Raw genomic sequence first — 5828 nt, 5'->3', positions numbered from 1 at the left:
GTCGTGGGGCGGCGTGCGCGGGGCCGGGGGCGCCGGCCACGGCGACGGCGGTGACGAGCCCGCTGGTGACGAGGAAGCTTCGCCGGTTCAGCGGGCGTGCGATGTCGGCCATGGGGGTAGCGACCTTTCGGGAGATTCCGGCATCGATCGCCAGAAAGCATCACCCAGGCCGGTGGCCCTTTGGTACCGCAGAAATGACGTCCGCCACAACAACGATGATCTTTTTGGGCGGGGCCGAAAGATCGCGCACAGCGCGGAGAAAAGGATGATAGGGTGGCAACTTACGAGTTGCGCACAAAAATTCCATCCTATGAATAGGAGCGTAGCACAGGCATGGGACTCCGTCAAGCGGACGCTGTCAACCCCGAACGCGAGGAAAATGCGCGGCAGGCCGTGATTCGCACCGAGCAGGAGTACGTGTCCCGCGTGTACGCGCGGCTCGACGTCGAGCGGGAGAAGGCCGAGCGGGCGCTGCGCGAGGGCCCGGCCACGGGCGGCGGGAGCGCGTTCCAGGCCCGGCTGGAGAGCGCCGTCGCCACCGACGAGGCCGCCCGCCGCCTCGCCCGGCTCAGCGGCGTCGAGCACGGCCTGTGCTTCGGCCGGATCGACCACCGCGCCGGCGCGGACGGCCCCGGCGACACCTTCTACATCGGCCGCGTCGGGCTCCGCGACGAGGACCACGAGCCCCTCCTGATCGACTGGCGCGCCGCCGCGGCCCGCCCGTTCTACACCGCCACGCCGGGCGCGCCCGGCACCCTCGCGCGGCGCCGCCACCTGCACCTGCGCCACCGCGAGGTCGTCCGGCTGGACGACGAGGTGTTCGACCTGGAGGGCCTGGACGAGGCCGAGCGCGGCGGCATCGTCGGGGAGGCCGCCCTCCTCGCCACGCTCCGCCGCGGCCGGACGGGCCGGATGAGCGACGTCGTCGCCACCATCCAGGAGGAGCAGGACCTGGTGATCCGCTCGGGGCTGCAGGGCGTGCTCGTCGTCCAGGGCGGTCCCGGCACCGGCAAGACGGTCGCCGCCCTGCACCGTGCCGCGTATCTGCTCTACACGCACCGGGACGTCCTCGAACGGCGCGGAGTGCTCGTCGTCGGCCCCAACGCCACGTTCCTCCGGTACATCGAGCAGGTGCTCCCCGGCCTGGGCGAGACCGACGTCGCCCTGGCCACGGTCGGCGAGCTGTACCCGGGCCTGAAGGCGACCGCCGCGGAGGACCCTGCGGTCGCCGTCGTGAAGGGCGACCTGCGGATGGCCGACCTGGTGCGGGAAGCCGTCCACGACCGGCAGCGCGTCCCGCCGGACGGCCTGCGCGTCACGACCGATGGCCTCACCCTGGTCGTGGACGCCGAAACGTGCGAACGGACACGCGACCGTGCGCGGGGCCTGCGTCTCCCCCACAACGTGCAGCGGCGACGGTTCGTCCACGACCTTCTGGAGGCGCTCGCCGTCAACCGCGCCGAGCAGTACGACCGCATCATGGACGAGCCCCTGGAAGAACTGGCCAAGAACGGCGGCCTGCCCGACTGGCTCCAGGAACTCATCGACGAAGCCGAAGACGAACCCCTCCTGGACGAGACGGAACTCCGCCTGGCCAAGGAGACCCTCTGGCACGATCCCGCCGTCCAGAGCGCCATCAACGCGCTCTGGCCCGAGCTGACGCCCGAGCGGCTCCTGGCCGACCTCTACGCCGACCGAGATTCCCTCGCCCGGCTGGGAACGCGCGCCGGGCTGACGCCCGCCGAATGTTCACTGCTGGATCGTCCGTCCGGTGGCGCGTGGACGATCTCGGACGTCCCGCTCCTGGACGAGGCCGCCGACCTCCTCGGCAAGGACGACTCCGCCGAGAAGGCCCGCGAGCGCGCGGCCGCCGCCGAACGCGCGCGGGAGGCGCAGTACGCCCAGGAGGTGATCGAGTCCGCCGAAACCGGGAACGCCGCGTTGCTCGCCGCGAGCGACCTGCTCTCCGGGAGCGACCTCGCCGACCGCCACCACGACGGCGGCCCGCCGCTCACCACCGCGCAGCGCGCGATGGCCGACCGCGAATGGGTGTACGGGCACGTGATCGTCGACGAGGCGCAGGAGCTCTCCGCGATGGCCTGGCGGACGGTGATGAAGCGCGTCCCGACCCGCTCCCTGACCGTCGTCGGCGACATCGCCCAGACCGGCAGCGCCGCCGGGGCCGCGTCCTGGGGGCAGATGCTCGACCGGTACGTCCCCGGCCGCTGGCGGGAGCAGCGCCTCCTGGTCAACTACCGCACCCCGGCCGCCATCATGAGGGTCGCGGCCCGGGTTCTCGCGGCTGTCGCGCCCGGTCAGACGCCGCCCGAATCCGTCCGCGACGACGGCCCGCCGCCCACCGCGCTCGCCATGCCGGTCGCGGAGCTGCCGTCGCTGGTCCGGTCGGAGCTGTCGAGCATCGCCGCCGGGACGCCCGACGGCATCGGCGGCGCCTTCAAGGAGGGGCGGCTCGCCGTCATCACGTCCGCCGCCCGGCACGCCGCCGTCCTGGACGCCCTTCCGGACGCCGCCGCCGGCGCGACCCCCGAGGCCCTCGACTCCCCCACCGTCGTCCTGACCACCGAGGAGGCCAAGGGCCTGGAGTTCGACTCAGTGATCATCGTCGATCCGGCGGGCGTCCTGACCGCGTCGCCGAAGGGCGGCCAGGACCTCTACGTCGCCCTGACCAGGGCCACCCGGCGGCTGACGGTCGTCCACGACGGCGACCTGCCGCCCCTCCTCGCCGACCTGGCCTGACGCCTCAACTCGCGCCGACGGCTCAGGACGGGGGCAGCTGGATCATCGGCCGCTGCCCCCGCCCGCCGTCCATCGGCGCGTGCGGAAGGCTCGGCGGCCTGCGCACCGGCGGCAGCGGATCGAGCTCGATGACGCCGCGCTCGTCGAGCGCCCTGGCCCAGTGCGCCGCGTCCGGCCGCAGCCCCCGAGGTCGCGCCGCGTCCGCGAACCGCGCCGCCACCTCGCCCGCGACCCGCTCCGGCACACCCGGCACGCACTCGACGGCATCCCCTGGACGCAGCGCGGACGTCCGCGTCAGGACGCGTGCGACGAGAAGGGCCAGCTTGTACCGGTCGGTGTCCAGGTCCGGGCCGGTCGCCGGCTGCTTGGGGTCGTCCCAGTCGGGGGTGGAGGGCTGCTCCAGGACGGGACGCGTCCCCGTCTCGCGGATCCCGTCGCAGTCGAGCAGGAAGACGTCCCCGGCCGGCGACCACAGCAGGTTGTTCATGGACACGTCACCGACCACGAGCCGCTGGGAATGCAGCAGCCGGAACAGCGCCACGGCCCTCCGGACGATCTCCAGCCGTCCGTCCGCCTCCGGAGGAGTGATGTCCCCCCACATCGCCTTCGGCTCGTACAGCAGATACTGCAACTCGCGAGGCCGGGGCTTGGACGCCGTCCGGCCGTAGAACTCCTTCGGGATCTTCCGCATGACGAAGCCCTTGACCTCGCCGCCGTCCAGCACGCGGGCCAGCGGCCACGCCGCCTGCCGCAGCAGGCCGTCCCGGTCGGCCTGGCGCATCTCGCCGGGCAGTTCCACCAGCCGCCGCAGCGCCGCCCCGTTCACGCCGGACGCGAAGTACTCCTTGTAGACGTAGCCGTCCCCTGCGCGGCGCAGATCGCACACCTTGCCCTGCCCGCCGGTGCCGAGTTCCTTCCCCAGTACCAGGTCGCGCAATTGGACGTCGTCGCCGTCCGGCCAGGCCATCGCTCTACCGCCCCCAGACGCATATGGCCGAACGGTCGTCGCCGTACGACTTCGCGCGGAATGCCAACTGCCATCCGAATTCCAGGATCCCGGGCACGGGGCCGGTGCTCCACCATTTGACGAGCTGCGCCTTCACCTCGTCGTTGTGCATCGGGTTCGAGAGCCCGTCCGTGCACAGGACGAGCACGTCATCGTTCCCGAGCAGCACCGCGCCGACTTCGACCGCGCCGGGATTCCCGGGCAGCGCGTTGGTGCCGGAACCCTGGACGGCCTCGTCCTTGTGGGCGTCCTCGAAACACTCCAGGAAAAGGCCGTCGCGCAGCATGTAGGCCGTGCTGTCCCCGACGCGCAGCACCACGCCCCTGCGCGGCCGGTCCGGGGGCGTGAGTTCGACGACGGCGGCGACGAGGGTGGTCGACAGGGTCTCGGCGCCGATCCCCCGGGTGCGGGCGTCGGCGAGCATCCCGGAGACCACGCGTCCCAGGACGTCCTGGGCAGCGGCGGCGGGGTCGTCCCACAGCCCGGCGCCGCGTCCGGTCTCCTCGCGGAGCAGGCGGCAGGCCAGGGCGGATCCCAGGTGCGAGTTGGGCTGGCTGCCGAGACCGTCCGCGACGCAGCAGAGCAGCGCGTCCGTCCCGTCCAGGGTCAGCGGCCAGAGGGCGGCGGTGTCCTGGCGGGGCTCGGTCAGGTACCGGTGGTCGTCGCCGCGGAGGGAGGCGGCGCGGACGGTCAGTCCGTCGAAGTCCGCGCCGTCCAGCACCGTGTCCGCAACGGCCTCGGGGAGCCGCGGAAGCCTTCGCGCGACGCCGCCCTTCGGATGCGGCCGCCGGTACTCGGGCGGCGGAGCGAAGACCGCCTCCCCCGACGGCGGCGGGACGGCTTCGTCGTCCACGCGCACGGGCTGCACCGGCGGCTCCGGGGGCGGCACCCATCGCATGAGAGGCCGCGGCACGTCACCGGCGGCCTGCCGTCCGGCGCCGGGCGGCGCCGTGACCGGCGGGGTCTCCTCCGTTACGGACACCGCCTCGTCGGTGTGGCGGCGCCAGGAGTCGTCATCCGGGCTCTCCGGTCCGGGACGGCGATCAGATGACATCGGCCGGAAGCGTGGTGAAGCCGGGCACGTCGTTCGGCATCTGCAGGCTCATGCCGCCGTTGGCGTCGGCGCTGCTCCCGGAACGGACGATGGAACGGATCAGCGACTGGGCGAACTCCTGCAGCGCCTCGGCGACGCCGAACTCCTTCTTGGCGATGAAGGCCCGGAATGTGGCGACGCTCTGCAGGGTCTGCTGGTCGACCTGGCCGAAGCCGAACGCGAGGATGTGCGGGTGCGGCCCCCAGGACGGGTCCGTGACGCGCTTGTGCGCCGAGGCCCAGTCGGCGGAGTCGTTGGGCTGGCCGTCGGTGAGGAAGAACACGGCGGGGCGGAGGACCTGGTGGCCGTCGCCCTTGAGCCGTTTGACGTCCTGCCCGATGGTGTCCCGCAAGAGGTCGAAGACCTTTCCGTAGGTGGTGCCGCCGCCGGCCGTCATCGCGGGGATCGACGTGACGTTGCTCAGGTCGGACAGCGGCAGCAGCACCTGCGGCTCATGGTTGAAGCTGATGAGGCAGAAGCGCGTCTTGTCCGCCACGACCGGGTTGCTGCCGATCGCCTGGTGGAGTTCGGGAAGCGATTTGTTGATCTCGTTGATGGGCTCGCCCGTCATCGACGCCGACTCATCGCACACCAGGTAGAAGGGCAGGATCTGCTCGCTCATGCGTGGCTCCCCGGGGACGGTTCTCGTGGAATGGGTCAGTTCTTGTGGAAGAGGTAGATGTTGAGCATCACTTCTCCGCCGGACGCTCCGAGGAGCTGGAAGTCGCGGGTGGCGACGTCGGCGAAGAGCGTGGCGTCGGCTCTTTTCAGCAGTGCGTTGACGTCGTGCGCGAAGGCTTCGCCGCCGTTGTGCTGGGCGCCGAACGTCAGCACGATGCCCGCTTTGCGTCCGCGCAGGCCGGGCTCCGCCCGGATGGCGCGGCGCAGGGCCTCGACGGCGCCGCGGCTTCCGTCCTTGGCGTCGCCGGCGTCGACGGTGAGGGTGACCTCCACGAACCGGCGCTCCAGCGC

At 72.2% G+C, this 5828-nt stretch carries 4 protein-coding genes and 1 pseudogene; 1 reads left to right on the top strand and 4 read right to left on the bottom strand.

Annotated features, from left to right (window positions below):
• Positions 1–333 precede the first annotated feature (333 nt).
• Positions 334–2757, top strand: coding sequence for an ATP-binding domain-containing protein (locus E1287_RS41665; protein WP_131971394.1), 2424 nt, complete (start codon positions 334–336; stop codon positions 2755–2757).
• A 22-nt stretch (positions 2758–2779) separates the two neighbouring features.
• Here the strand turns inward: E1287_RS41665 and E1287_RS41660 are convergent, their stop codons facing one another.
• The 4 genes and pseudogenes from E1287_RS41660 to E1287_RS44450 form a co-directional block, all read right to left on the bottom strand.
• Entirely contained in the window at positions 2780–3724 is a 945-nt protein-coding gene (locus E1287_RS41660) for a hypothetical protein (RefSeq protein ID WP_131971392.1), read from the bottom strand.
• A 4-nt stretch (positions 3725–3728) separates the two neighbouring features.
• A complete protein-coding gene (locus E1287_RS41655) occupies positions 3729–4817 on the bottom strand; it encodes a protein phosphatase 2C domain-containing protein (protein ID WP_131971390.1) in 1089 nt (362 codons plus the stop codon).
• Positions 4807–5478 carry a VWA domain-containing protein gene (locus tag E1287_RS41650; RefSeq protein WP_131971388.1) on the bottom strand — a complete coding sequence of 224 codons (672 nt, stop codon included), beginning with the start codon at positions 5476–5478 and terminating at the stop codon, positions 4807–4809. Before E1287_RS41650 ends, E1287_RS41655 begins: the two co-directional genes overlap by 11 nt.
• Positions 5479–5513: 35 nt before the next feature.
• Positions 5514–5828, bottom strand: a pseudogene (locus tag E1287_RS44450) (hypothetical protein); the annotation flags it as partial.

The sequence above is a fragment of the Actinomadura sp. KC06 genome, from assembly GCF_004348735.1.
Lineage (GTDB): Bacteria > Actinomycetota > Actinomycetes > Streptosporangiales > Streptosporangiaceae > Spirillospora.
The sequence above is the reverse complement of the archived record's forward strand: the minus strand, read 5'-3'. Positions and strand labels throughout refer to the sequence as shown.